Consider the following 3965-nt stretch of genomic DNA (forward strand, 5'->3'; position numbering starts at 1 on the left):
ATCGATAATGCTTTCTGTACTTCTGAATCGGGATTAACCAAAACGGCATTCACGAGGTAGTTGACTACTTCAATGCCCTGGTTCCTCATTTCTTTGGTAAAACTGATCCAATTGTCAAGTCTTGTAGAAATCCTTTTGGTCGCTACCTTAGTTCCTACGCCTTTTTTACGTTCTATGAGTCCTTCATGAACCAACTTGTTGATGGCCTGGCGTATGGTGTTTCTCGAAACGCCCAATTGCATGGACATGGCCACTTCTTTGGGGAGAAATTTATCCCCGTTTTGATATTCCTTGTGCCTTATGAGTCCACGCAAATATTCTTCTATCTGGGCATGTAACGGAATGGGACTGTTCTGATCCAATTTAAAATTCATAGGCGTTGGTTGATGTGTCTGTTGTTTTCATGCTAACAAGCCTCATCCTTCACGAAGGCCACAACTACTTTTGCCTTGGTTTTTCCGGTGTTCGATAATTTATAACTACCTGTAGCCGCTGGAACCGCAAAGGTTTCGGCATAGTAAAATGTTTTGGATCCTTCAACAAGGTCAAGGGCTATGGAGATGCCTTCTACCAACATCAAAATATGGCATTGGCCAAAAGTTTCTATACCTATTTCCTTTTCGAATTCATAACGATAAATATCGTAAAAATGATCCGGATGTGTAGGCAAATGTACTTTTTTCCAAGTTGTTCCAGAGGCTGTTACCACAGGTTTTGAAATCAAGGTTTTCGCAACGATTTTTCCCTTGCGTTCAAAATTCAAGTTGTCAAAGGCGCGTTCTATATTTATTGGTCTTGGCTTGCCTTCTAGATCTAGGCGCTGCCAATCGTACATTTTAAAGGTAAAAATATAGGGGGTAGCACTAATTTCGAGCACCATGGTGTCCTTTCCAGAACAATGAACGGTGCCATGTGGAATTAAAAATAGATCGTGTTTTTTGGCGGGAAGCTTCATCACATACTTTTCTACATCAAGTTCTTCGCCGGTTTCTTCGCTATGTTTTAAGGCTTTCTTGAAGTTTTTGGGATGGATATCTTGTTGAAAGCCCAAATATACCTTGGCATCGTCGGTGGCATCCAAAATATAATAGGTTTCATCCTGCGTGAAGTTTTCGCCGAAGTTTTTTTGGATATACTTGGGTTTGGGATGGCATTGGACGGATAGATTTCCCCCTTGAAAAGTATCTAGAAAATCAAAACGGATCGGAAATTCGTCCTGGAACCGTTTTGCGGCTTTTCCCAACACATTTTCACGTTCATGGAACATCAGCATGTCGAAGGAAACCTCTAAAAGCGTTCCCCTTTCCTCAAAAAGAAGTCCATTTTCAGGAACAATCATTTCAAAGGACCAAGCGTAGTTGGGTACATCGGGATTCAATCCTGAAAACCGTTCCTTCATCCACTGTCCGCCCCAAACCCCTGGTTCGAACCAAGGGCGTACCCGAAAATAGCTTTTGGATAATTTGGATAGGCTGTTCCTTAAAACCTCGCCCTCCATCCAAGTTGGTTCATCAGGTCTTTGCTGATCTACGATTATTGCTATTTCGGGAAGTAATTTTTTCTTTTCCCGGTTGAGCACGATCCAGTCCACAAAATAGAAATGTTTATACGTCTGTTTGGGAGATTTTGTCGTGCTAAATCCTAGGTTGGTAATAGCTTTGGCTCGGCTTCGAAATTGGAGTTCATTTTTTGGGAGGTCAAAATAGACAAGAATTCCGTCTATTTTCGATTGACTGGCACCAGTACCGTAAATGAGCTGTATATCCGTGGTCTTGTCAACTTGAATAGTGTCAATTTTTTCTGGGTCAAAATAATCCTTGAGCTTCAGGGTGGTTCTACGGCCAAATACGGGATCATCGCCTCCCAAATAGGGTTCGACCAAGACATCGATTTCGCTTTCGGACTTTAAACAATTCCGAATGTCGAAAGCACTTACCGAAAGACCGCATTCTTCCAAACAGGAAACCAAGACCGACATCACCTCGTCCCAATCCACTCCCACATAACCATCAAGAATCACTGTTTTTTCTTTAGAGATTCTATCCGCCAAGCTGTGATACCCGATTTCTATTTTTCCCTCGGTTATAGGGTGGGAGGGGTTGATATCGTAAGAACTATTGTCCCGTTTTCCTTTCTTTGCGGGAATCAAATACTGGCTTGTGTCTCGTTTCATTTAGTCCAAAAGATATTTTAACACTGCAAAATGCGAAGATAAGTATAATATGGTTAAATGTATGAACAAGCGAGTTGTCTATAGATAAATATCAAATCTGAAAAGAGGGATTAAAGATCGTATCCCAAGACCATCAACGGATTTTAATTATATTGCATAATGTTAAACAGGTGCACCTAGGATATTGCCAAGAATCTGGTTACTCCGGGAAACTGATTCAATCCACATGCTCGATTGCCAGGTAGATGGATTTTAAATAGATTTTTTATATGGATTTGATTGAAAAATATAGGGAATCGAAAGATGGATATCATCCCTTCTTGATTCGTGAGGGTTGGCAGGTCGCCCAATTGAACTATATGGACGAGCTGAAAATTGGTAATATCGGTAAACTGGATGTCCATAACCACACTGATGAGGTTTTTATACTGTTAAAAGGTAAGGCAGTACTTATCGGGGCGGAGTTGAAGGAAGATATTCCCGACTTACAGGTCGAACTTATGAAGCCCCATATAGTTTACAATATTCCAAAGGGTACTTGGCACAATATTGCGATGGCCGAAGGAAGTGAGGTAATCATTGTCGAAAAATCCAACACCCATCTATCGGATTACGAATTTCACCCTTTGTCCCCGGAAAATAAAAAGGAGTTACAGCTTTTGGTTCGTAATGCTTTCGAAGAAAACCTTTGAAAGAATAAATAAAACCGATGTTGCAAACCAATATTCTGATCAATGAACATTTAAAACCTAGAAATTGGCAGGTAATACCAAATTAAAAGGAATTGCGTGGGATCATCCCAGGGGATATGAACCTCTGAGGGCAGTTTCCAAGGAGTTTACCGAATTATACCCTAATGTTGAGGTGGATTGGGGCGTCCGCACCTTGCAAGAGTTCGGTGATATGCCAGTGGAACATCTTATCGAGATTTACGATCTTATAACCATTGACCACCCTTTTATGGGCCAAGCCGATGCGGACAAATTGTTATTGCCCTTGGAGGAATTTATTTCCGATGCGGTGTTGCAAGAGTTGTCCGATCAATCCGTCGGCCCTAGCTTTGGCACCTATCGATATCAGGGCCACCAGTACGCTTTGCCCATAGATGCCGCGGCCCAGGTCGCGGCCTTTAGGGGCGATCTTTTGAGCAAGTTAGGACTAAGGGTTCCCAGAACACAGAGTGAACTTCGCAGTTTTTATAAAAAAATACCGAAAGGTTATTCCGTAGCTTGGCCGATGTGTGCCACCGATCTTTGGTGTTCTTTCTTGACTTTATGCGCCCAGAAAAGCGGTAGGGATTTTATAAAGGATTTCAAGATAGAAATGGAAGCAGGGGTTCATTCACTAGATCAACTAAAGTACCATTTGGAGAAGGTACATCCAGAATCCCTAAATTGGAACCCTATCCAAACTTTGGATAGGATGGGCAATACAGATGAAATTATCTATGCTCCCTATTTGTTCGGATATACCAACTATGGCCGCAAGGAATTTGTAAAAAATAGGATAACATTTGGCCATAGCCCGATAAACCCGAACCTTCCGATCTCAACTATTTTGGGCGGTGTCGGTTTGGCCGTATCTTCAAAAAGTAACCATGCCGCATTGGCCAGTGCCTTCGTTGCCTATGTCGCCGTTACCGGAACCCAAACGAAAACGTATGTCAGGAACGGAGGTCAACCCGGAAATCTGGAAGCTTGGAAAAGCAAGGCCAACAATCAACTATGCAACCATTTTTTCGAGGATACGCTAGAAACGATGGAACAAGCTTTCGTTCGTCCACGGCATCCAA

Annotated in this window: 4 protein-coding genes; 2 read left to right on the plus strand and 2 right to left on the minus strand. The window is 42.2% G+C overall.

Going from position 1 to position 3965, the window contains the following annotated elements:
* Positions 1-374: GntR family transcriptional regulator (locus tag ACEW8S_RS15100; RefSeq protein WP_373518957.1), on the minus strand; the 374-nt coding region annotated here is incomplete at its 3' end.
* 32 nt (positions 375-406) lie between these two features.
* The gene (locus ACEW8S_RS15105) at positions 407-2173 is read right to left on the minus strand and encodes a class I mannose-6-phosphate isomerase (protein ID WP_373518958.1); all 1767 of its coding nucleotides are present in this window, start codon (positions 2171-2173) and stop codon (positions 407-409) included.
* Between the two features lie 269 nt (positions 2174-2442).
* Between ACEW8S_RS15105 and ACEW8S_RS15110 the strand changes: the two genes are divergently transcribed.
* Together ACEW8S_RS15110 and ACEW8S_RS15115 are read left to right on the plus strand one after the other, a co-directional pair.
* Positions 2443-2865 carry a hypothetical protein gene (locus ACEW8S_RS15110; protein WP_373518959.1) on the plus strand — a complete coding sequence of 141 codons (423 nt, stop codon included), beginning with the start codon at positions 2443-2445 and terminating at the stop codon, positions 2863-2865.
* 64 nt (positions 2866-2929) lie between these two features.
* A partial coding sequence (locus ACEW8S_RS15115) for an ABC transporter substrate-binding protein (protein ID WP_373518960.1) occupies positions 2930-3965 on the plus strand: 1036 nt, incomplete at its 3' end.

This window comes from Pricia sp. (assembly GCF_041745955.1).
In the GTDB taxonomy this organism is placed as follows: Bacteria; Bacteroidota; Bacteroidia; order Flavobacteriales; family Flavobacteriaceae; genus Pricia.

What these genes read in the sequence shown, in the direction of transcription:
- ACEW8S_RS15105 (WP_373518958.1), bottom strand. Translation starts at nt 2,173, where the DNA reads ATGAAACGAGACACAAGCCAGTATTTGATTCCCGCAAAGAAAGGAAAA.
- ACEW8S_RS15110 (WP_373518959.1), top strand. Translation starts at nt 2,443, where the DNA reads ATGGATTTGATTGAAAAATATAGGGAATCGAAAGATGGATATCATCCC.